Below are 22,887 nucleotides of genomic sequence, written 5' to 3' on the forward strand. Positions count from 1 at the left end.
TACCTTACAAGGAGTTGAAATAATTGTCTTCGATTTTACACTTTTTTGATGTATTTATCAGTAGTTACGATGTGTTTCTAGATGGGCTGTGGATCACATTTAAATTATCTGTAGCATCGCTGCTGATTGCTTTTATCATTGGTTTATTTTTTGCGATATTAAAGATTTCCAACATAAAAATTTTGGAGTGGATTGCCGACGCTTATATATGGATTGTGCGGGGCACACCGCTTATCGTGCAAATTTTCATTCTTTTTTATGGATTGACAGATATTTTGCTGATTCCAATGTTCTGGGCAGGGGTTGCCGGACTTGCCTTCCACAGCGGTGCATATATTGCCGAGATTATTCGTGGTGCAATACAATCCATAGACAAAGGTCAGCGTGAGGCAGGCAGGTCCCTTGGTATGGGCACAGGTTTGACAATGAGAAGGATTATTTTGCCCCAGGCATTCAGAAGAGCAGTGCCATCTCTTGGCAATCAATTTATTATCGGTATTAAAGATTCCTCACTTGTTTCATTTATAGGAATGCAGGATTTATTTGGAGTGGCAAGCACGATGGGTGCGAATAGTTTTGATTATCTGCCATACTACGTTACGGTTGCAATTTATTATTTATTCATTGTCTTAATTCTTACAGTTGCAGTAAATAAAATCGAGAAAAAGTTAGCGGAAAGTGATTAATATCCGGGAGTGGTAACGATGCATGAAAAACAGGAAATGATCAGAGTTGAAAAATTAAATAAATCTTTTGGTGATTTACACGTCTTAAAAGATATCGATATGACTGTCAACGAAAGCGATGTAGTTGTGTTGGTTGGTGCAAGTGGATCAGGAAAAAGTACATTATTGCGCTGCTTGAATTTCCTGGAAATAAAAAACAGCGGAAAAATCATTATAGAAGGTGAAGAAATAGAAAGTGACACACATAATTTAAATGAAGTCCGCCAGCGTGTGGGAATGGTGTTTCAGCATTTTAACCTATTTCCCCATAAAACAGTACTCGGCAATGTAATAGAAGCGCCAACACAGGTCAAAGGAATTAGAAAAGAAGATGCAATCAAAGCTGGGAAAACACTGCTTGACAAAGTAGGGTTGGGAGATAAATACGATGTATACCCATCGACATTATCAGGCGGACAAAAACAACGGGTTGCGATAGCCCGTGCGCTTGCAATGAAACCGGATGTAATGTTGTTTGACGAGCCGACATCTGCTCTTGACCCAGAATTGGTTGGAGAGGTTTTAGCAACGATGAAGGAGCTTGCTGAAGAAGGAATGACAATGGTTGTCGTAACACATGAGATGGGCTTTGCACGTGAGGTAGGAGACTGGGTGATTTATATGCACGATGGAAAGATCGTTGAGTTCGGGCATCCAAACGATGTTTTTGATAATCCGAAAGAAAAACGGACACAGGAATTCTTGGGTTCTATCCTTTAAAAAAGAAATAATCCATCCGGTAACACGGGTGGATTATTTCTTTTTTCGTAAAAGGTACAAGCCAAAGATAATTAATGCAATTGGCCAAAAGCGTTCAATTAGCCCAAACACATCATAAATCCAGTCAAGCCATACAGGCAGTTCGATGGAGAAAATGAATACAATGGAAGTTATAATAAGACCAATTCCTGGAAGCAGCCCTTTTTTCGTCTGTAAATAACGTACAATAAATGCAATCCCTGCAATCAGAAGATAAACTGCCCAATGGTCAATCCAGAAGGAATAATGTTCCAGTCCGTGAAAATGTATCCCCAGTGCCAGAATGATTGTCCCGCCAAATAAGTTTTGGTAGTTTTTAGCTGTGTAGCTGTGGATTAGCAATGCAAGACCAATAATAATCAATAATGTCGGCCAGGAATAAAAATCGGTAAAAATAGGCAGTTTCAGCTGTCTCAGCAGAAAAAATGCCCCAATCCCAATTAATACGTATGCTGCCAGTGCATTTTGCTTTTTCATATTTGTATCACCTGTTCTATAAGTTAATTTCTTGCTAATTGATTTCTGATATGATAAAGTACATTCGGACTAAAAGGATGTTTCATACACTATAACTATATACGTTTTATCCTATCATATTGTTTCATAAACTGTTCAAACTTTCACTGAATAAGTATAGGGTTTACATGTTATAATGAGAAGGGTATTTACTTTTAAGAGGAAGTTCAACGGATTTATTTTTGGGGGTAGATCATTTGCATATACTTAAAGTTGGATTTAACTACAAAACAGCCCCTGTAGAAATAAGGGAAAAGCTTACATTTTCTGAAGAATCTCTTCATGAAGCTATGACCGAATTAAAAAACAGAAAGAGCATTCTGGAAAATGTTATTGTTTCTACATGCAATCGTACCGAAATTTACGCAGTGGTTGATCAAATTCATACAGGCCGTTATTATATAAAGCAATTTTTATCTGAATGGTTTGGAATTGATAAGGAGGATTTCTCTTCTTATCTTAGAATTACAGAGAATGACGGAGCGCTTGAGCATCTGTTCAGGGTTTCTACAGGACTCGATTCCATGATTCTTGGGGAAACACAAATACTGGGACAGGTAAGACAGGCATTTTTAACTTCACAGGAAATGAAAACAACTGGTACTGTTTTTAATGAGCTTTTTAAACAGGCAATTACTTTGGGTAAACGATCACAAAATGATACAGCAATCGGAGAGAACGCGGTTTCAGTAAGCTATGCTGCTGTTGAATTGGCTAAAAAAATATTCGGCGATTTGCAGCAGAAGCATGTTGTAATTCTTGGTGCTGGTAAAATGGGTGAATTGGCAGCTAAAAACCTTCAGGGCTCAGGTGCTGATAAAATTACAGTACTTAATCGCACATATGAAAAAGCATTAGCCTTAGCTGAAAAGTTCGATGCAAAAGCAGATAGTATAGAGAATTTGACAACTGTAATTGATGATGCTGATATTTTAATTAGTTCTACAGGATCAGATGAAGCAGTGCTGACTAAAGAAATGCTGGCACCAATTCAAAAGAAACGAAAAGGCAGGGCGTTATTCCTCGTAGATATCGCGGTGCCAAGGGATCTGGATCCCAAAATAAGTGAATTAGATAATGTATTTCTTTATGATATTGATGATTTGCAGCATATCGTTGATGAAAATTTAGAAGCAAGAAAAGCAGCTGCAGAACAAATCGAGATAATGATTGAGGCGGAAATTGTTTCTTTCAAGGAATGGCTGAGAACATTAGGAGTAGTTCCAGTAATATCAGCATTGAGACAAAAAGCTCTTTCTATACAAGGTGAAACCATGAAAAGTATAGAAAGGAAAATGCCGGATTTAACAGCAAGAGAGAAAAAGGTACTCAGTAAGCATACAAAAAGTATTATTAATCAACTGCTGAAAGAGCCGGTTACACAGGCAAAAGAACTTGCAGCAAAGGATAATGCGGAAGAATCACTTAGTTTATTTATAGACATCTTTGGAATAGAAGAAGAAGTAAGAGCCGAATTTGAAAAGCAGGAACAAAAAAACGGCACATTTACAAAAATTAAAAAAAATGAAAAAGTATCCATTCCACTCACTGAAAAAATAAAAACTATATAGGGGCAATTCTGAAAGCATGGGCAAGAGACCGAAAAGGGGTAAAATTTCCTGGAACGTCAATTGCTTATGCTGACAGTTTCCAGCAGCTGTGGCTGAACAGGAAATTACATGTGCTGGATTTTCGTTTTTGCACCAGATCTTTTTTGAGTCAGAAAGGATTTCAAATATGTTTGAGTTGAAATGGCTGTATGAAATCATTCTTGTTGTTTTTGGATTAAGCTTAATCGGGTACTTTATTGATTTTATTCAGCATAACCGGAAAGCGAGAATTACAGCATTCTGGTTACTTAGTATGGTTTGGATTATTCAAACCGTTTTTTTATTATATGAAGTATTTATTGAAAACAACTTTCCCGTATTAACGCTGAATGATAGTTTGTTTTTTTATGCTTGGATCCTGGTCACTTTTTCACTAATTATTAACAAGCTTTTTCCTGTTCATTTTATCGTATTCTTTACAAATCTTTTTAGCTTTTTTATTCTTCTTTTGTATTTATTGATTGATGCACAGGAAAATATGAACAATAGTGGGGTTGAGCTCGTAAACGAAATACTGGTCACACATATTACCCTTGCGATTGTATCCTATGGTTTCTTTACCATATCCTTTTTACTTTCGCTGATGTATATTTTGCAATACAGGCTGCTGAAGAATAAAAAAGGGCTGAAATGGATGTGGCGAATTGGAGACTTAAAGGGACTTGATAATTACTCTTATATAGCTGTTACAATTGGAGTTCCGTTATTGTTAATTGGTATTATATTAGGTGTGGTCTGGGCATATGTTGCTGATGCAGAATTTTATTGGTTTGATTTGAAAACTATAGGATCATTGCTTGTATTTGCCGTTTATTCAGTATATTTATTCCTCCGTTTAGTCAGAGGATATCAGGGGAAATCCATTTCAATGTATAATACGGCAGCATTTCTAATTTTACTGATAAATTTCTTTTTATTTAGTTCGTTATCAAATTTTCATTTTTAGGAGGCTTTTAAATGCGTAAGATTATCGTCGGTTCCAGAAAAAGTAATTTAGCTTTAACACAAACCGAATGGGTTATTGATCAGTTGAAAAAAGCAGGAGTGCAAAACGAGTTTGAAATAAAGAAAATTGTTACCAAAGGTGACCGGATACTTGATGTCACTTTATCAAAAGTAGGCGGAAAAGGACTTTTTGTAAAAGAAATTGAACAAGCTATGTATGATAAAGAAATAGATTTCGCGGTACATAGCATGAAGGATATGCCGTCTGTCATGCCAGACGGTTTGAAAATATCTTCCATACCTGTCAGAGAAGATCACCGTGATGCATTTATTTCAAAAAATAATGCAGCCTTAAAGGATTTACCTGAGGGAGCTATTGTTGGTACAAGCAGTTTAAGAAGGTCAGCTCAGATTTTGGCAGAACGGCCTGATGTGTCGATTAAGTGGATTCGCGGTAATATTGAAACACGCTTAAGAAAGTTACAGGAAGAAGATTATGATGCAATAATCTTAGCAGTTTCCGGTTTAAAACGAGTAGGATTAAGTGAGGACCTTATTACCGATTACCTGGAACCGGAAATTTGTGTCCCTGCGGTAGGACAGGGCGCACTTGCCATAGAATCAAGGGAAGATGATAATGAAATCAGTGAATTACTGGCAAAAATAAATGATGAATATACAACAAGGACAGTAACTGCAGAACGAACTTTCCTTCATTTGCTTGAAGGCGGATGTCAAGTGCCTATTGGCGGCCATGCATACCTGGAAAATGATGAAATTGTGTTAACTGCATTAGTTGGTACTCCTGACGGCAAGACTATTTTAAAAGAAATTGTCAGAGGCACTGATCCAAAAGCAGTTGGAGAAGAAGCTGCAGATAAGCTGATTAAACAGGGTGCCAAAGAAATCGTAGAACAGGTTAAAGAGGAGCTTGACCAGTAATGTCTGGCTCTTTACATGGAAAGAAAATACTTGTAACAAGAGAAGAGAATCAGGCAAAAGAATTTTCGGATAAAATTTTACAGCATGGAGGAAAGCCGATTGAGGCTCCACTTCTTAAAATAACATGTATTGATCAAGAAGATACCCGCAATTATTTCAATGCTATCGAAAAATACCAATGGATTTTTTTTACGAGTGCAAACGGAGTCCGATGCTTCTTTCAATTAGCAGAGAAATATAATCTGGTTAATAATAAACTGCAGACGGTTCGAATGGCCGCTGTTGGGACAAAGACAGAAAAAGCTTTAAATGCGTATGGTTATTCTGCAGACTTTGTTCCTGCTGTTTTCAATGCTGAAGTTATGGCTGAGGAATTTTTAAGTAATTTTCAAGCTGACAGTCCAATATTGCTGGTACGCGGAACTCGCTCGAGAGATATTCTTCCTGAGCAGTTTTCACAAAATGGTGTTGTTTTTGATTCGATAGTTGTGTATAGGACTTCTTTTAATGCTGCAGTTGAAGCTCAATTAAATGAAATTTTAAAGCAAAAAGATTTGGATTTTATTACATTTACAAGTCCATCTGCAGTAGAAGCATTTGTGAATGCAGCAAATGCCGAGAGTAATGCTATATGTGTATGTATTGGCACAACTACAGAGACTCGAGCGAGGGAGCTGGGATTTTCTTCTGTCATTACAGCAGATGAATTTACAATTGAAGGCATGATAGAAAGTGTCAGCAAATATATTGTCGGGGAAGGATAGATTTAATGTCTAAGAATATTGAGTTTAAACGTCATCGCAGATTAAGGTCATCTGCTTCAATGAGGTCATTGGTTAGGGAAAATCATTTGCGTACAAATGATTTTATATACCCAATATTTGTTATCGAAGGAGAAAATATTAAAAACGAAATCGCGTCAATGCCCGGGATTTATCAAGTTTCGCTGGATCTGTTAGCAGGGGAAGTTAAAGAAGTATATGATCTGGGAATTAAAGCAATTATGTTTTTTGGCGTCATTCATGAGAAAGATGAACAGGGTACCGGAGCATTTGTTGATAATGGAATCGTTCAGGAAGCTACACGGATTGTAAAAAAAGATTTTCCTGAAATACTTGTTTTAGCTGATACATGTTTATGTGAATATACTTCACATGGCCATTGTGGTGTTATTCATAACCATGATGTTGACAATGATGAATCATTGAAACTATTGGCTAAAACTGCTGTCTCACAAGCTAAAGCTGGTGCAGACATAATTGCGCCTTCTAACATGATGGACGGGTTTGTGGCGGTAATACGCCAGGCACTTGATGAGTCAGGTTTCAGCCATATTCCGATTATGTCCTATGCTGTAAAATATGCTTCTTCATTTTATGGACCATTTCGTGATGCTGCAGACAGTACACCACAATTTGGAGATCGCAAGACCTATCAGATGGATCCGGCTAATCGTTTGGAAGCATTACGGGAAGCGGAGTCAGATATTGAAGAGGGAGCAGATTTTCTTATTGTCAAACCGGCTTTGTCCTACCTGGATATTGTTCGTGAAGTGAGAGATATGACAAACGTTCCAGTCGTTGCTTATAATGTCAGTGGAGAATACTCCATGGTAAAAGCAGCTGCATTGCAAGGCTGGATAAATGAAAAGGAATTAGTATTGGAAAAACTGACAGCAATGAAACGAGCAGGTGCAGATCTTATTATTACGTATTTTGCTAAAGATGCAGCAAAATGGTTGAATGAATAATGAAATCGAGGAGGGATTATTAAATGAGAAGTTTTGATATCTCAGCAGATGCATACAAGGAAGCGGTTGATTTAATGCCAGGTGGAGTTAACTCGCCTGTTAGGGCATTTAAATCAGTTGGTATGACCCCGATCTTTATGGAACAGGGAAAAGGTTCAAAAATAACGGATATTGACGGCAATAAATATATTGACTATGTATTAAGCTGGGGACCGTTAATTCTTGGTCATGCCGATGAGCGTGTTGTCAGTAAATTAAAAGAAGCGGCTGAAAAGGGTACAAGCTTTGGTGCACCAACTATTTTAGAAAATAAATTGGCACAACTTGTTATTGACAGGGTACCTTCCATAGAAATGCTCAGAATGGTGAATTCAGGAACGGAAGCAACGATGAGTGCGCTCCGGCTTGCAAGGGGTTATACAGGAAGAGATAAAATCCTGAAATTCGAGGGGAATTACCATGGTCATGGAGATTCTTTGCTGATTAAAGCAGGATCTGGAGTCGCTACATTAGGATTGCCAGATAGTCCCGGTGTTCCGGAATCCATTGCGAAAAACACGATTACAGTACCATATAATGATACAGAAAGTGTTCGTTACGCGTTTGATCAGTATGGGGATGATATTGCTGCGGTAATCGTAGAACCTGTTTCAGGTAATATGGGAGTGGTACCGCCAGTTGATGATTTCCTGCAGAATTTAAGAAGAATAACTGAAGATAATGGTACTTTACTTATTTTTGATGAAGTAATGACTGGTTTCCGTGTAGGATATAATTGTGCACAAGGTCATTTTGGGGTGACTCCTGATTTAACATGTCTAGGCAAAGTCATTGGTGGTGGTCTGCCTGTAGGAGCATATGGCGGCAAACGTGAGATTATGGAAAATATTGCGCCATCAGGTTCCATTTACCAGGCAGGAACATTATCAGGGAATCCCTTGGCGATGACTGCAGGCTATGAAACATTGAGTCAATTGGATGAATCATCCTATAAAGTGATTAACAGTAAAGTGGATCAATTAGTTGAAGGTTTTAAACAGGCTGCGATTGATTTCAGTATTCCGCTGCATATTAATCGTGCTGGTTCAATGGTGGGAGTTTTCTTTACAAATGAACCTGTGATAAATTTTGAAACAGCTCAAAAATCTAATCTGGATTACTTTGCTCAATATTACCGTGGCATGATTGAAGAAGGAGTATTTTTGCCTCCATCACAATTTGAAGGATTATTCCTTTCAACGGCACATACAGATGAAGATATTGATAAAACAATTCAAGCTGTTCGAAACGTATTTTCGAAAATTGAAAAGTAAGCTGTAAAGGAGGTTGTCACACTTATATGTGACAACCTCCTTTTTTAATTCCTAAGCATAACCTTCAAATATGTCTCATATAGATAATTTAGACATATAAGCATATGGAATATATGTTGAAGGGAGGAAATCACTTGGCAAATGATCAGCCGGTATTCAGCTTTGAGTTAAATGAGGCCCTTTATTTTGAAAAAGGACAGGAAGTAGAAGAAATGCGAGGAGTTTCTTTGGATCCTGACATTTCTATTCAGTCTTTTAGTGAGTATATCTCGATAAGAGGTGTAATCGAATTACGCGGTGAATATCTGAAGGCGGCATCATCTCAGGAAGATCCGCCACTTGATTTTAACGATTATCAATCAAAACGCTATGTAGAAAAAGTTGTAGACATAGAGGAAGGCGAAACAGAATTTATACACCGGTTCCCTGTTGAAATTTCTGTTCCGGCATATAGGGTAAATGATATAAATGATGTAAACGTGCAGATTGAATCATTTGATTATGAAATACCTGAACCTGGCAAATTTCAACTGTTCTCTAAAATTCAAATTCAGGGGATCCAAAATGAAGCTGAGAAACCATTAGATGATGTGGAAGACAGTGGGGAAAAAGCAGACAATACTCCAGCAATGGCTCGAGAGGAGCCAGGGGATTCATTTCAATTTGAAATCAAACAAGAGAAAGAGTCACCAGATGTTCCGCAAGCGGTGAACCCAGAGGATATACCTTCATTAGCGCCGGAAACCGGAGACGAATCTGCAGAAACGGACCGCTGGAAATTTAAGCAGCAATCTAAAACATTGAAAGAATTTTTTAATGAGCTGGACGATGAAAATCATGAAAATAATCCGCCGGAAGCCAGTAATGAGGATTTTTCTTTAGATAATGCAGATGAATATGAGACGGTTGATTTCTATGAAAGCGAAGAAAGCCGTGAAGTGGAATCTGTTGAAGATGTAAGTTATCTTTCAGGCATGTTCAGAAAATCTGAAGAAGAAAACTATGCACAAATGAGGCTGTGCATCGTGCAGGATAAGGATACGATTGAGACAATTGCCGAACGGTATAAGGTAACAACATTACAATTAATAAAACAAAACCAGTTAGACGAAGATTATGACGTAACAGAGGGTCAATTGCTATACATTCCGAATAAGAAATAAAAATCTGCCCCTTGCATTTGACAAGGGGTAGTAAGCTTTTTAACAGGTGGTGACAAATAGATGGAAAAAATCAAAGAAGTGCTGGATGCCTATGGTGTTTATCCTAAGACAATTGATAAAATAACCGATCGAGTTTATCGTGTAAATGATGGACGATTTGTATATGCACTCAAACAAAGTTCCTTGAGAAAAGACACGATAGCAAATTGGGAAAAAACCTACCAGCAGGCTTTTGAACAAAATATATCGATTATTTTACCAGTATATATAACGGAAAACAGAAAATTATATGCTGAATTGGATGAAAGCATCTATTATTTAACCCCTTGGATTGATGCGGAAAATGGGAAACGGGATAAGCAAAACATAGAATTTCTATTTCGTAATTTGGGAATGATGCATGCAAAAACAAAAAAAGAGCAGTTTATTGCTGCAGATGCATTCATTCGTAATTTTGATACATATCGATTATTTTGTGAGGATGCAGCAGCAAATCTGATAGGCGCGGTAGAACAGTTTGAAAAATCAAGGTATATGTCTCCATTCGAACTGCTTGTTTGTACACAATACCGTGATCTGGAATATGCACTGAAAGAAATAAATAAACGGCTAAAAAAACTAACAGATCAAGAAGATGAGAAGATATCCTGGAATTACAGTTTATGTCATGGACAATTGAATTTTTCTCATATGCTATTTTCAAATCAGACCTATTTATTAAACCTTGAGAGGGCAAAAATTGATAATGCCGTCATGGACCTTACTGGATTGTTCAGAAGTGAAATTACCTTTTACGATTCACCATCCGACGCACTAATCGAGCAGTTTTCCTCTTATACAGCAGAAAATGAATTGACGGATAATGAGCTGCAACTGCTCGTGATCCATTTATTAGACCCCAACGAATACATTACCATTATTCAGGAAGTCGTGAATGAAAGAACAGATGGTACGATGATCACTGATTTGATACGGCTGCAGCATGCATACCGCAGGATTATATTTGGATTGCAGCTGTCCGGTTATATTGAAAAAGAATATGAAATGGCCGTGTTTGATGATCTTGAAAGCTAAATCCATTCCAAATAGAAAGCAATGAACAGGCCTACTAATAACCCCAGTAAAAACACATCAAGAGTGGTTGGGAAAAATAATGTACGCAATAATTGGAATATCAAAATTGGTAAGGTAACTTTTTCTATTACAATAATACAATGCCTTGCCCAAGGTGGCAGTCGATATCTGTAATACCTCGCCATGTTTATCACCTCTTTTTTGAAAAGACTATTTATCGTACACTTCACTTTTGCTTCATTATTTTATATAATATGTATATATACCGATGTTTTGTGCAAAAATTATTGTAATAGTTGACGGAAAGCCTGAGTTATGGATAAAATAAAAGAAAATAACGAAATGCAATGATAGGGAAGAGTACAAAATAGACGCCTGCAGAGAGGGAAACCATGAGCTGAAAGTTTCCTAGGGATTTACTATTTTGGAAGGTCGCCCTTGAAGCAGCATCTTTGAAATTGCAGTAGAAGATGCCGGCAGTCAGCCGTTACCAATCAATCGAGTGTACAAGTGGATTTTTTCATTTGTAAACAAAGGTGGTACCACGGAAATATACCCTTTTCGTCCTTTATCTAAGGATGAAAAGGGTTTTTTGGTTTCAAAAATAGGAGGTATGTATTATGGATGAAAATCAGACACCATCACTGCCATCAAAATATAATCCGCAGGCAGTTGAAAAAGACCGGTATCAATTTTGGCTTAAAGGGAAATTCTTTGAAGCAGCTGGGGATCAGAAAAAAGAACCTTTTTCGATTGTAATTCCTCCGCCAAATGTAACTGGAAGGCTCCATCTGGGGCATGCCTGGGATACAACAATGCAGGATACGATTTCCCGCATGAAACGGATGCAAGGCTATGACGTTTTATGGCTTCCAGGAATGGACCATGCTGGAATTGCAACACAGGCAAAGGTTGAAGCCAAATTAAAGGAACAAGGTACAAACCGCTATGAATTAGGTCGTGAAAAGTTTCTTGAAACAGCTTGGGATTGGAAGGAAGAGTATGCTGATTTTATTCGATCCCAATGGGAAAAACTTGGTCTTGGGCTTGATTATTCCAGAGAGCGCTTCACTTTAGATCATGGACTATCTGACGCTGTGAAAGAGGTTTTTATAAAGTTATATGAAAAAGGATTAATTTATCGCGGGGAATACATCATTAACTGGGATCCGCAAACAAAAACAGCACTTTCCGATATTGAAGTTATTTATGAAGAGATTCAGGGGAAATTTTATCATATGCGTTACCCAATAAACGATAGCGATGAAACAATAGAAATTGCAACAACACGACCGGAAACGATGCTTGGAGACACAGCTGTGGCTGTTCATCCGAAAGATGACAGATATAAGCATTTAATTGGCAAAACAGTTACTTTACCAATTGTTGGCCGTGAAATCGAAATTGTTGCCGATGACTATGTTGATATGGAATTGGGATCTGGTGCTGTTAAAATAACGCCAGCACATGATCCGAATGATTTTGAAATAGGGAACCGCCATAACTTGGAACGTGTACTGGTAATGAATGAAGATGGTTCCATGAATGAAAATGCCGGTAAATATAAAGGTCTTGACCGCTTTGAATGCAGAAAGCAGATTGTCAAGGATCTTCAGGAAATGGAAGTACTGTTTGATATAGAAGAAAGAGTTCATCAGGTTGGGCACTCAGAACGAAGTGGTGCTGTTGTTGAACCATATTTATCAACACAATGGTTTGTTGACATGCAGCCATTGGCAGATGCGGCGGTTGAACTGCAAAAGAGCGAAGACAAAGTTAATTTCGTTCCGGAACGATTCGAACACACCTATTTAAACTGGATGGAAAATATCAGAGACTGGTGTATTTCCCGCCAGCTTTGGTGGGGACATCGTATTCCCGCATGGTATCATAAAGAAACCAATGAAATTTATGTGGGTAAAGATGCTCCAAAGGATATTGAGAACTGGGAACAGGATGAAGATGTTCTTGATACATGGTTTTCATCGGCTTTATGGCCATTCTCGACAATGGGCTGGCCAAACAGAGAGGCAGAAGATTTTAAACGTTATTTCCCTACAGACGTACTTGTGACAGGATATGACATCATCTTTTTCTGGGTAGCAAGAATGATCTTCCAGTCGAAGGAATTTACTAATGAAAAGCCGTTTAAGGATGTTCTGATCCATGGATTGATCCGTGACGCAGAAGGACGCAAAATGAGTAAATCGCTTGGTAATGGGGTTGACCCAATGGATGTTATTGAAAAATATGGTGCAGACTCACTGCGTTACTTCCTTTTGACTGGATCAACGCCAGGTCAGGACTTGCGTTTCCATTGGGAGAAAGTTGAATCCACATGGAACTTTGCCAATAAGGTATGGAATGCTTCCCGTTTTTCATTAATGAATCTTGAAAACTTCAGCTATGAGGATATTGATTTATCAGGGGAAAAATCCCTTGCTGATAAATGGATATTAACCAGGCTGAATGAAACAATCGAACATGTTACGAAAAATACGAATAAATACGAATTTGGCGAAGCAGGCCGTCAATTATACAATTTTATCTGGGATGAATTGTGTGACTGGTATATAGAAATGGCTAAAGTTCCATTATATGGTGAAGATGAGGCTAAAAAGAAAACAACTCAATCCGTACTTGCATATGTACTTGATCAGACAATGCGTATGCTTCATCCATATATGCCGTTTATTACGGAAGAAATTTGGCAGCAGCTTCCACACCAGGGTGATTCCATTACAGTTGCAAAATGGCCGGAAGCACGAGCCGAATTTCATGACGAGACAGCATCCAAAGAAATGAAGCGGCTCGTCTCGATTATTAAATCTGTACGTAATATCAGAGCAGAAGTAAATACACCAATGTCAAAACAAATTAAAATGCTAATCCATACAGAAAATAATACGATTGCAGCAGAACTTGAAAGTAATCGGGATTATTTGGAACGCTTTTGCAATCCAGAGGAATTAACGATTGCAACAAAAATTGATATACCGGAAAAATCAATGACAGCAGTGGTAACAGGAGCAGAAATTTACCTTCCGCTTGCAGGTCTAATTGATTTTGACAAGGAAATCGAGCGTCTGGAAAAGGAATTGGCCAAGTGGACAAAGGAAGTAGAACGTGTACAGAAAAAATTAGCCAATGAAGGGTTTGTTAAAAAAGCCCCGGCAGCAGTTGTTGAGGAAGAAAAGCAGAAGGAAAAAGATTATCTTGAAAAACAGTCAAAAGTTAAGATGAGAATTGACGAGTTACAGGCTTAGCAAGAAGCGGAATTCCGGTATTAATCGGAATTCCGCTTTTCAATGGTTGTTTTTATATAAGTCACATATTTCCAAACAATATTTATATTGCTGACAGCACTGAGGGTTCTTGATCCTACGACATCCTCGATTTCATTAAATAGAAGTCCATCATCAGTTCCAATTAAAAAGTCAATCCCAACCATGCCAAAGTTAAAATGATTAACAATCTTTTGAATCATTGACTTCTCCTGTTCACTTAATGTATATAATTTTGCTGAACCACCCAATTTAAAATTTGCTCTGAAATCATGATCACTTTCCCTTAAAACTGCCCCAACTATTTCCCGTCCAACAACAAAAACGCGTAAATCTTTTCCAAGCTTTACATTGCTGGACTGTACGATGAAATCATCTGTTATAACAGAAACCGCATTTTCCCAGCCTTTGTGATCCTCAATATAGTAAACTTGGCTTCCGCCTCTGCCCATGGTTTCTTTTGCAACAAAAGGATAAGGCAGGGGAGGAGAGGCTGGATTGTTATTTTTCCTGAAAAATAATGTATCCACCATTGGAATATTAAGTTTACTTATACAATGATGTGTTAATGCTTTGTCATTACACACACGTGAAATGGATGATGGATTAAAAACTGCAATACCGCATGATTCCAAATAAAGGCTTAAAAAGGGGTCCATTATGCGAACAACAACAAATGCAGGTTTAGAAACAGATTTACCATTTATTTTAATGCTTCTTTCATTCGCGACAATTCCAATACTGATATCTTCTCTTAAAATAAGCTCTAAGTTCAGATCCTGAAGCTCAGCTTCCTTAATAAACCAGTCTATATAGGTCTGATTTGTTTGTGCATCTGATCCACTGTAGATTAACCATCCTTGTTTCATCATTTCACCTTCATTCATCATCAGGCTGCCCTAGTATATACTCTACTATATAGTCTGCAGCATTGATTCCCGTGCAATCGTACATATTATGAATATGTGCGTTCGAGTTAATTTCACAGACTAATGCATTTTTATCTGGACCGAATAACAGGTCAACTCCTGCAAAATCTGCTTCTATTGCTTTTGTGGCGAGAATTGCCAATTTCTCTTCCTGCTCTGTTGGCTGATAGGCTGCCATCTTTCCGCCTGCAGTAACATTTGCACGGAAATCATTAGCTGCTGTCCGTTTCATCGCTGCTACAACTTTATCCCCTACAACTTGCAATCGCATATCCCTTCCATAACTTGAGGAAACAAACTCCTGAAACATAAAAGCTTTTCCTTGTAATTCAAGAACTTTTAAATTTAATTCTTCTTCAGAGTTCACCAGATATACTTGTTCACCGAATGATCCAAAAGCTTCTTTGATGATCATAGGAAATCCAAGTTTCCCAATTGCTTCTTCAATGCTTTTAGAATCAATTCTTCCAGTGGCAAAAATTTTAGGTGCGATAATCGTTTTCGGTATTGGTAATTTATTAATGGCTAATTGCTGGTACGTAGTAATTTTGTCATCACTGGATTCTATAGCGTGTGAACTGTTAAAAACCCGAAGTCCCAGCTGTTCAAGCTGTCGGGCTAAATAGATATCTTTATCAGCAAAAACTACATAATCAGGAAGTTCCATTTTTGAAGCAGCTAAAAGTTCCAATTGATTCGTTCCCAGAAAGCTGAGAAGCTCGTTATTTTTGATAATAATTGTCTGGCTATCTTGTTTAGAAGCAGCTTCTTGAATCCACTGGGCATAATCCAGAAATTTATTACCTGGTAAGTTTCCGTTATATATAATCCATCCTCTTTTTTTCAATTAATCTTATCCTTTCTGCTATACTATTTAGTAATTGATTTAAAGAAAGCGGTGTTCAAATGTTTGAAAGCTATCAGCAGACAGAAGCGTTTTTTGACAGCAGAAAATCTCTTGGAATTAAACCGGGATTAGATAGAATATACAGTTTACTTGATTTACTGGGAAACCCGCAAACTAAAATTCGGGCCATTCATATCGCAGGTACGAACGGCAAAGGATCAACCGTACAATTTATAAAGAATGCCCTTCAGGCGAATGGATTTCGCATAGGTGTTTTTTCGTCGCCAAGTCTTACCGGTTTAACTGGACATGTCGGCATTGATGATACGTTTATATCTGAAGAGGTTTTTCTTGACCTATGTAATGAAATATACCCGGCAATCAGGCAGCTGGATAATCGAAATATGTCTCCGACTGAATTTGAAATTATCACTGCACTTGCTTTTTTATTCTTTTCAAAAACTGTGGATATTGCTATTATCGAAGCTGGAATGGGAGGCAGGGAGGATACAACTAACTGCTTTACACCCGCCCTGTCCATTATAACAAATGTTGCAAAGGACCATACACAATTTTTAGGAGAAAGCCTAAAGGAAATTGCATACCATAAAGCCGGCATCATTAAAAAGCATGTACCGGTAATTTTAGGTGAAATGGAACTGGAAGCACTGGAAGTTATGGAAACTGAAATTCATGATAAAAAGACAAAAAGCTATCAACTGGGCGATAGTTTTACTTATAAACTGGCAGAAAAAATTGCAGGAACACAACAGTTTTCATGGAGAAAGGATAACGAATTACATATGTTATCTGTTCAAATCCTTGGTGAGCACCAGGTGAAAAACGCCTCCATTGCCTTCATGGCCCTCAAACTGCTTTCCGAGACGGGTTTAAAGGTAAATACGAACAAGTCGATTGAGGCTATCAAATCAACCAGGGTACCGGGCAGATTCGAAATAATTCAACATAACCCTATTATTGTTTTAGACGGTGCACATAATCCAGCAGGAATTGATACATTTTTACAAACAGTAACTGTAAATTATAACGAAAAACCTAAGCATCTTATTTTTTCCGCATTTAAAGATAAAGATCTGGAAACAATGCTAAACAAGCTTAGTGGTTATTTTGAAACAATTACGGTAACTACTTTTCAGCATCCACGTGCAGCAAGTGCAGAAGACTTGTATCGTTTAACTCAGGCAGAGACTAAAAGGATTGCAACGGATTTTAAAACTGCTATAAAACAAATAGATCCGAGTGATGGCAACTATTTTATTACTGGTTCCCTAAATTTTATCGCACAAGTAAGAGAATATTTGCTATCGCATAATTAACTATTTTATGTTGAACGATTATTAATCAGTTTGACAGGATTCGTCTTACATTTTATCCAGCATATGCTAGAGTGAAACAAAATCTATCAGGCAAAGTGAGGGAAAAGTGTGGACAAGAATAGTAAATGGAAATTACCATCGCAGCGAAAGGCTAAGAATAAGTATGGTTCTAAGAAATCAGGGAAATATGAACAGGCGGCAACCCTTCAAAATTCGGGGGACGACTCTATACCGACTTTTGTAAAGAATTACGATAAAAATAAGTCAAAAGGCAAAAAAGACAGGAAAGCAAAACAATTTAAACCTATCATTATTGCTACAATATCTGCGATTGTAATAGGCGGCTTATTAGGCTTTACAATGCTAAAAATGTTTGGAGGTTTCAACGATGATATACAGGCAGGCGGGGATGGGAATTTAACTCCTGCGGTGGCAGATGCAGAGGATAATAAATCAGAGGACAAGCCAGTGGAATCAGCTGCATACACACTTGATCCGGTCAGTGCTTTTGTTCTGCAGGGGGGAGTGTTTTCTGAAAAGTCCAATGCTGAAGTTTGGGCAGATGACTATGAAGAAGCTGGTCTGTCTTCCATTATTTGGGAAGTGGAAAGTCAATTCTATTTATTTGCCGGAATAGCCGGATCAAAAGATGAAGCGAAGCAGGCTGCAGAAGATTTGCAAGGAAATGGCTTTGATATTTTCGTGAAAGAGTGGACAACTGGGGGAATAGAAGCGGAGCTTACTGATACAGAACATGACTGGCTGATATCTTTCCAGAATCTGTGGAAGGAAACAATGAACAGCCTGAATAATGCCGAAAGTAAATCGATGGAACAATGGTTAACACTAAGTGCGGATTATCCAGAGGAATCGGAAAAGTTATCCGGCTTATCTTCTATGATCAAAGAGCTATCGGGGGAAATGGAAACTGCTGACAGCGGGAAGTATCAATATTTTCTTTTAAACCTATGGTTAAAATATGATGAAGTACTAAATAAATAATTTTCAATCTATCAAATTTTAAATTTTACTATATAATAGTTGTCTGATAATCAATTTTCTTATAAGAGAAAATTCTGAAATGGACGTGTCAAACTGCTTTAAAATAAACTTTTGCATAGTTGCCTCCAATCTATTTTACCTTCTAATATAGAAGCTAATAAAGATTGGAGGCAAAATAATGACAGAAACAACGATTATGATTAAGGATGTACCCAAAGAAGATCGTCCAAGAGAGCGTTTGATGAAATTAGGTGCAGCTCACTTATCAAATCAGGAAATGCTTGCTATTTTACTGGGCAGCGGCACCAGGGAAGAATCCGTTATGGCACTGGCTAATCGAGTCCTAATGCACTTTGAGGGTTTGAAATTACTGAGTGATGCGACCATCGAAGAATTAACAGCAATAAAGGGAATTGGTGATGCTAAAGGAGTGCTGATACTTTCTGCAATCGAGCTTGGAAAAAGAATGAATCAGTACAAGCCAAATGACCGGTATATAATTCGCTCACCAGAGGACGGAGCGGATTATGTAATGGAGGAAATGCGAAGCTTAACCCAGGAACATTTCGTCGTTCTTTTTTTGAATACCAAGAATCAGATCATTCATAGACAGACTATTTTCATCGGCAGTCTGAATGCTTCTATCGTACATCCCCGTGAAGTATTTCGTGAAGCAGTAAAACGTTCAGCAGCATCGATTATCGTTGCCCATAACCATCCCAGTGGCGTGCGCCTGCAAGGTGCGTAAATTTAGCGATTTCATTTGAAATCTAGAACTTCTTGCAATGTTCTATGGTCAGCATCTTACCTTGAGAGGAAACTCATAGAGGAAACATAGCATGATGTGAAAAGGAGAAAAGACGACAAAGCTATCCATGTCGAGTCAGTTCTTCAGACCAAGTGATGTATGGTAAAAGCTATACTGCCTGAATCCTAGACGAATGAGCGATGGGTGCGCCTTTACCTACGATAGCTAACAGGTATTGAGGATAAAATGGGGGACGTATCTCCAGAGCGTCTGTGGGAAATCGCCGCTTTCCTGTCCATAGTAAGATTTATCCTTCAATCTTCCACTAGAAGAAACTGTCGAAAGGGATACCTAACCATCACATACCTAAATTTATGTCATAATGCAGGGATTATCTAAGTGCGAGTGCCTTATGGCTATTAGACACAGGTCTCTGAAAAGCGCATAGGATAACGGAGTTTTTATAGTACCCAACGTTTGCTCGTAATGAGTTTAGCAGGGGGAAGAAAAACAGGTTGATGTTAACGTTAACTAGAAAGGAGTCATGAATATGGCAACAAATCCATTTCGACAGTTAGACGTTATAAGGAATGCTTCTCAAAAAGGGAACACCGTTACGGATTGTTACCGCCTTATGTATAACAAAGAACTGTGGATTAAAGCATATGCAAAATTATATCCGAATGCAGGGAATCTAACAAAAGGTACATCTAATGAAACAATAGATGGCTTCGGCTTAAAGAAAATTGATGACATCATTGAACAATTAAAAGCTGGAACATTCCGCTTTGCGCCTGTAAGAAGGGTTTATATCCCGAAATCTAATGGGAAAAAGAGACCTCTAGGAGTTCCTGACTTTAAAGATAAGTTGGTACAGGAAGTTATGAGAATGATACTAGATAATGTATATGAACCAGTATTCTCAGACAATTCCCATGGGTTTAGAGAAGGAAGAAGCTGTCATACGGCTCTATCCCAAATCAAAAACACATGGAAAGGTCTAACATGGTGTATTGAAGGAGACATTAAAGGCTTCTTCGACCATATTGACCATTCTGTATTAACCAATTTAATATCAAAGAAAATTCATGACAATCGTTTCCTGCTTCTTATTCATAACGCTCTTACAAGTGGTGTCATGGAAAATTGGACATACCATAAAACATACAGCGGTACGCCACAGGGAGGTATTATCTCACCTTTGTTAGCCAATATCTATCTTCATGAGTTTGACTTATTTATGGAAAAACAAATGGAAGAATTCGATAAAGGCAAAACAAGAGCCAGAAGCAAAGAAACAAAAGCTTTCAAATCAAAAATTGAGAAAACTAAAAGAAAAATCAATAGGCTAGACGAAAAATACGGACACAAACTTTGGGAGAAACGGTCAGTGCTAATCGACCAAATACAAAACTTCAAAAAGCAAAGTTTGACTGTCCCGTCAGTTGATCCAATGGATGATAACTATCAAAGAATGAAGTACGTTCGTTATGCTGACGATTTCGTCATTGGCATTGCCGGGAACAAGGCACGTGCAATGAAAATAAAAGAGTTGGCACGGAATTTTCTTGAACATGAATTGGAACTTGAGCTAAGTGAGGAAAAGACACTTATTACACACCTAGAGAATTCGATACTATTTCTCGGATATGAATTCCGAAGATGGAATGAGGTTAAGGTCAAAGGAGTCACATATAAAAACCAAAAACATCCACTGAAAAAACGGACACTTTCAGGTGCAATAAAGTTAGAAATTCCCGAAAAGAAAATAAAAGCATTTTCAATAAAAAACGGATATGGAAATTTGGACACATTTAAAATAACCCACAGGACAAAACTTATTAACAATTCGGAGCTAGAAATACTGTATACCTTTAACGCAGAGCTTCGAGGAATCGCAAACTACTACAAACTTGCTAACAACTATCATCATCTAGACAAGCTATTCTATTTAGCAGAAAGTAGTTTTATCAAAACAATTGCTAATAAACGAAGAAGTACCTCTATGAAGGTTGCTACAAGCATGAGAACTCACAAACAGGGTGTACTATGCTTAATGAGGAAAGATAAGTATGGTAACGACAAACACCACCAGTTTGTAAAATTAAAAGACCTTCCAAAAATTAAAGGTGCAATCAAAGTAGACCCACCTGATATAGATATATCGGTGAATACAATGAAATATTCAGGTAGAACAGAATTTGAACAACGCTTATTAGCAAATCGTTGTGAAGCGTGCGGTATAACAGAAGGTCAGATGGAAGTCCATCACGTCCGTAAATTAAAGGACATAAAGAATAAACGTAGCTTAACATATCTGGACAAGGTTATGATTCAACGTAATAGAAAAACACTTGTCCTATGTTATAAGTGCCATCATGACCACCATGAGAAGCAAATTCCGATTAGTCAACTGGCGAGCCGTATACGCTGAAAGGCGTACGTACGGTTCTGGGGAGGGAACTGTGAAACCCTTGATGGAAACATCAAGTAGGCACATGGTTCCTATCTTACGACCCCTCTCCATCCCAGGAAGATATCCATGTTACAAGACGTTTAGTTGAATCCGGTAAAATGATAGGAATAGAACTTTTGGATCATTTAATAATAGGAGATAGAAAATTTGTATCATTAAAAGAAAAAGGCTATTTATAACACTATCTATTTTATGGATTTTTTCGTATAATTATATTAACCGACTAACAATGCAGCGCCATTTTTCGATTTTTATTGAAAGTGGCGCTTATTAAGATTGGTACGTGCAAATGCAGTAATTTTACTATTTCGCGATAATATGTCATATTATAAAGATTGGTTTTTATTGTCTCACATAATATAAACCAGGATTGTAAAGCTACATATATATTGAATTGTGACTTGGAGAGGGAGATTTTTTTGGGCATATTTAGTTTTTCACAAGATTTTGGAATTGATTTGGGTACAGCAAATACCCTTGTGTTCGTTAAAGGCAAAGGTGTAGTAGTACGTGAACCTTCCGTTGTTGCAAAAAATAACGAAACAGGGTCAGTTGAGGCCGTTGGAAGTTCAGCGAGAAATATGATTGGAAGAACACCTGGCAATATTACAGTTGTACGCCCAATGAAAGATGGAGTAATAGCTGATTATGATACAACTGCCGTAATGATGAAATATTATTTAAAAAAAGCAATGAGAAACAGATCCTTCCTTGCTAAAAAACCGAATGTCATGATTTGTGTTCCTTCTGGAATTACAATGGTGGAAGAAAGAGCGGTAATTGACGCAACAAAGCAGGCTGGCGCAAAGGACGCTTTTCCGATTGCCGAACCATTTGCTGCAGCGATTGGAGCAGGATTGCCGGTATGGGAGCCTACTGGAAGCATGATAGTAGATATTGGGGGAGGAACCACAGAGGTCGCTGTTATTTCTCTTGGCGGCGTTGTGACAAGCCGGTCGATACGCAAAGCTGGTGATGAAATGGATGAAGCAATTACTAATTATATCCGCAAGCAATATAGTTTAATGATCGGGGAGCGCTCTGCTGAATCTATCAAAATGGATATTGGCTCAGCAGGAGAAGTGACCAGCGACGTGGAAATGGATATTCGCGGCCGTGATTTATTGACTGGACTGCCAAAAACGATTACGATTACCTCCAAGGAAATCTCAGAATCGCTAAAAGATACGGTTGAATCTATCGTAGAAGCAGTTAAAAATACATTGGAAAAAACTCCTCCTGAATTAGCCGCAGACGTGATGGACCGCGGGATTGTGCTATCAGGAGGAGGAGCTCTGCTAAAAAATCTGGATCAAGTGATAAGTGATGAGACAAAAATACCTGTCTTTGTTACAGAAAACCCATTGGACAGTGTAGCAATAGGTACAGGTAAATCATTGGAATACATTCAGCATTTCCGTTCCCATCCGAATGTATCTTCTCGTCCCACAGTTGAGTAAGTAGGTG

The 22,887-nt window shown here is 37.9% G+C and carries 20 protein-coding genes, 1 pseudogene and 1 other annotated feature; of the genes and pseudogenes, 17 read left to right on the forward strand and 4 right to left on the reverse strand.

What is annotated here, in order from left to right; all coding sequences use genetic code 11:
• Positions 1-23 precede the first annotated feature (23 nt).
• Positions 24-686, forward strand: coding sequence for an amino acid ABC transporter permease (locus tag CIL03_RS01310; protein WP_094883406.1), 663 nt, complete (start codon positions 24-26; stop codon positions 684-686).
• An 18-nt stretch (positions 687-704) separates the two neighbouring features.
• Complete coding sequence (locus CIL03_RS01315) at positions 705-1,445, forward strand: amino acid ABC transporter ATP-binding protein (protein ID WP_094883407.1); 741 nt, start codon at positions 705-707, stop codon at positions 1,443-1,445.
• Between the two features lie 33 nt (positions 1,446-1,478).
• Here CIL03_RS01315 and CIL03_RS01320 read toward each other — a convergent pair whose 3' ends face one another.
• Positions 1,479-1,961 carry a LiaI-LiaF-like domain-containing protein gene (locus tag CIL03_RS01320; protein WP_094883408.1) on the reverse strand — a complete coding sequence of 161 codons (483 nt, stop codon included), beginning with the start codon at positions 1,959-1,961 and terminating at the stop codon, positions 1,479-1,481.
• 236 nt (positions 1,962-2,197) lie between these two features.
• On the opposite strand from CIL03_RS01320, the gene hemA reads away from it, so the two are divergent.
• The 8 genes from hemA to CIL03_RS01360 all read left to right on the forward strand — a co-directional run bounded on the left by hemA (position 2,198) and on the right by CIL03_RS01360 (position 10,797).
• On the forward strand, positions 2,198-3,571 hold the full coding sequence (gene hemA / locus CIL03_RS01325) for a glutamyl-tRNA reductase (protein WP_094883409.1): 1,374 nt from the start codon (positions 2,198-2,200) through the stop codon (positions 3,569-3,571).
• A 166-nt stretch (positions 3,572-3,737) separates the two neighbouring features.
• Complete coding sequence (locus tag CIL03_RS01330) at positions 3,738-4,556, forward strand: cytochrome C assembly family protein (RefSeq protein WP_094883410.1); 819 nt, start codon at positions 3,738-3,740, stop codon at positions 4,554-4,556.
• Positions 4,557-4,567: 11 nt separating this feature from the next.
• Positions 4,568-5,497 carry a hydroxymethylbilane synthase gene (gene hemC / locus CIL03_RS01335; protein ID WP_094883411.1) on the forward strand — a complete coding sequence of 310 codons (930 nt, stop codon included), beginning with the start codon at positions 4,568-4,570 and terminating at the stop codon, positions 5,495-5,497.
• Positions 5,497-6,261, forward strand: a complete 765-nt coding sequence (locus tag CIL03_RS01340; protein ID WP_094883412.1) for a uroporphyrinogen-III synthase — start codon at positions 5,497-5,499, stop codon at positions 6,259-6,261. The genes hemC and CIL03_RS01340 overlap by 1 nt, the downstream gene beginning before the upstream one ends.
• A 5-nt stretch (positions 6,262-6,266) precedes the next feature.
• The gene (hemB, locus tag CIL03_RS01345) at positions 6,267-7,247 is read left to right on the forward strand and encodes a porphobilinogen synthase (protein WP_094883413.1); all 981 of its coding nucleotides are present in this window, start codon (positions 6,267-6,269) and stop codon (positions 7,245-7,247) included.
• A gap of 23 nt (positions 7,248-7,270) precedes the next feature.
• Positions 7,271-8,560, forward strand: coding sequence for a glutamate-1-semialdehyde 2,1-aminomutase (gene hemL, locus CIL03_RS01350; protein WP_094883414.1), 1,290 nt, complete (start codon positions 7,271-7,273; stop codon positions 8,558-8,560).
• 134 nt (positions 8,561-8,694) lie between these two features.
• A complete protein-coding gene (gene spoVID / locus CIL03_RS01355) occupies positions 8,695-9,723 on the forward strand; it encodes a stage VI sporulation protein D (RefSeq protein WP_240507977.1) in 1,029 nt (342 codons plus the stop codon).
• 60 nt (positions 9,724-9,783) lie between these two features.
• Positions 9,784-10,797, forward strand: a complete 1,014-nt coding sequence (locus CIL03_RS01360; protein ID WP_094883416.1) for a phosphotransferase — start codon at positions 9,784-9,786, stop codon at positions 10,795-10,797.
• On the opposite strand, the gene CIL03_RS01365 is transcribed toward CIL03_RS01360, so the two are convergent.
• Positions 10,794-10,982, reverse strand: coding sequence for a hypothetical protein (locus tag CIL03_RS01365; protein ID WP_094883417.1), 189 nt, complete (start codon positions 10,980-10,982; stop codon positions 10,794-10,796). The two genes, CIL03_RS01360 and CIL03_RS01365, sit on opposite strands and share 4 nt — an antisense overlap.
• Before the next feature lie 153 nt (positions 10,983-11,135).
• Positions 11,136-11,369: a binding site (T-box leader), on the forward strand.
• A 48-nt stretch (positions 11,370-11,417) separates the two neighbouring features.
• Between CIL03_RS01365 and CIL03_RS01370 the strand changes: the two genes are divergently transcribed.
• Positions 11,418-14,063, forward strand: coding sequence for a valine--tRNA ligase (locus CIL03_RS01370; RefSeq protein ID WP_094883418.1), 2,646 nt, complete (start codon positions 11,418-11,420; stop codon positions 14,061-14,063).
• 20 nt (positions 14,064-14,083) lie between these two features.
• On the opposite strand, the gene CIL03_RS01375 is transcribed toward CIL03_RS01370, so the two are convergent.
• Both CIL03_RS01375 and CIL03_RS01380 read right to left on the reverse strand, forming a co-directional pair.
• Positions 14,084-14,950 (reverse strand): ATP-grasp domain-containing protein, encoded by an 867-nt coding sequence (locus CIL03_RS01375; RefSeq protein ID WP_094884415.1) that lies wholly within the window; start codon positions 14,948-14,950, stop codon positions 14,084-14,086.
• A 10-nt stretch (positions 14,951-14,960) separates the two neighbouring features.
• Positions 14,961-15,857: an ATP-grasp domain-containing protein gene (locus CIL03_RS01380; protein WP_094883419.1), complete on the reverse strand. Its 897-nt coding sequence runs from the start codon at positions 15,855-15,857 to the stop codon at positions 14,961-14,963.
• Positions 15,858-15,916: 59 nt separating this feature from the next.
• Between CIL03_RS01380 and CIL03_RS01385 the strand changes: the two genes are divergently transcribed.
• The 6 genes and pseudogenes from CIL03_RS01385 (at position 15,917) to CIL03_RS01410 (ending at position 22,880) form a co-directional block, all read left to right on the forward strand.
• Positions 15,917-17,194, forward strand: coding sequence for a bifunctional folylpolyglutamate synthase/dihydrofolate synthase (locus CIL03_RS01385; protein ID WP_094883420.1), 1,278 nt, complete (start codon positions 15,917-15,919; stop codon positions 17,192-17,194).
• A gap of 108 nt (positions 17,195-17,302) precedes the next feature.
• A complete protein-coding gene (locus CIL03_RS01390) occupies positions 17,303-18,196 on the forward strand; it encodes an SPOR domain-containing protein (RefSeq protein WP_094883421.1) in 894 nt (297 codons plus the stop codon).
• Between the two features lie 178 nt (positions 18,197-18,374).
• Positions 18,375-18,944: a RadC family protein gene (radC, locus tag CIL03_RS01395; RefSeq protein WP_094883422.1), complete on the forward strand. Its 570-nt coding sequence runs from the start codon at positions 18,375-18,377 to the stop codon at positions 18,942-18,944.
• 550 nt (positions 18,945-19,494) lie between these two features.
• The gene (locus CIL03_RS01400) at positions 19,495-21,378 is read left to right on the forward strand and encodes a reverse transcriptase/maturase family protein (RefSeq protein WP_094883423.1); all 1,884 of its coding nucleotides are present in this window, start codon (positions 19,495-19,497) and stop codon (positions 21,376-21,378) included.
• A 74-nt stretch (positions 21,379-21,452) separates the two neighbouring features.
• A pseudogene (locus CIL03_RS01405) lies at positions 21,453-21,599 on the forward strand (JAB domain-containing protein); the annotation flags it as partial.
• A gap of 240 nt (positions 21,600-21,839) precedes the next feature.
• Complete coding sequence (locus CIL03_RS01410; RefSeq protein ID WP_094883424.1) at positions 21,840-22,880, forward strand: rod shape-determining protein; 1,041 nt, start codon at positions 21,840-21,842, stop codon at positions 22,878-22,880.
• The last annotated feature ends 7 nt before the right edge of the window (positions 22,881-22,887 follow it).

The sequence above is a fragment of the Virgibacillus indicus genome, assembly GCF_002266285.1.
GTDB classification, from domain to species: Bacteria; Bacillota; Bacilli; order Bacillales; family Amphibacillaceae; genus Virgibacillus_K; species Virgibacillus_K indicus.

Excerpts from the sequence above, each read along its gene's own strand:
- CIL03_RS01370 (WP_094883418.1), top strand. The coding sequence starts at position 11,418 with ATGGATGAAAATCAGACACCATCACTGCCATCAAAATATAATCCGCAG.
- hemL (WP_094883414.1), top strand. The coding sequence starts at position 7,271 with ATGAGAAGTTTTGATATCTCAGCAGATGCATACAAGGAAGCGGTTGAT.
- CIL03_RS01375 (WP_094884415.1), bottom strand. The coding sequence starts at position 14,950 with ATGAAACAAGGATGGTTAATCTACAGTGGATCAGATGCACAAACAAAT.
- CIL03_RS01320 (WP_094883408.1), bottom strand. The coding sequence starts at position 1,961 with ATGAAAAAGCAAAATGCACTGGCAGCATACGTATTAATTGGGATTGGG.
- CIL03_RS01365 (WP_094883417.1), bottom strand. The coding sequence starts at position 10,982 with ATGGCGAGGTATTACAGATATCGACTGCCACCTTGGGCAAGGCATTGT.
- radC (WP_094883422.1), top strand. The coding sequence starts at position 18,375 with ATGACAGAAACAACGATTATGATTAAGGATGTACCCAAAGAAGATCGT.
- CIL03_RS01315 (WP_094883407.1), top strand. The coding sequence starts at position 705 with ATGCATGAAAAACAGGAAATGATCAGAGTTGAAAAATTAAATAAATCT.
- CIL03_RS01340 (WP_094883412.1), top strand. The coding sequence starts at position 5,497 with ATGTCTGGCTCTTTACATGGAAAGAAAATACTTGTAACAAGAGAAGAG.
- CIL03_RS01400 (WP_094883423.1), top strand. The coding sequence starts at position 19,495 with ATGGCAACAAATCCATTTCGACAGTTAGACGTTATAAGGAATGCTTCT.
- CIL03_RS01330 (WP_094883410.1), top strand. The coding sequence starts at position 3,738 with ATGTTTGAGTTGAAATGGCTGTATGAAATCATTCTTGTTGTTTTTGGA.
- hemC (WP_094883411.1), top strand. The coding sequence starts at position 4,568 with ATGCGTAAGATTATCGTCGGTTCCAGAAAAAGTAATTTAGCTTTAACA.
- CIL03_RS01385 (WP_094883420.1), top strand. The coding sequence starts at position 15,917 with ATGTTTGAAAGCTATCAGCAGACAGAAGCGTTTTTTGACAGCAGAAAA.
- CIL03_RS01360 (WP_094883416.1), top strand. The coding sequence starts at position 9,784 with ATGGAAAAAATCAAAGAAGTGCTGGATGCCTATGGTGTTTATCCTAAG.
- hemB (WP_094883413.1), top strand. The coding sequence starts at position 6,267 with ATGTCTAAGAATATTGAGTTTAAACGTCATCGCAGATTAAGGTCATCT.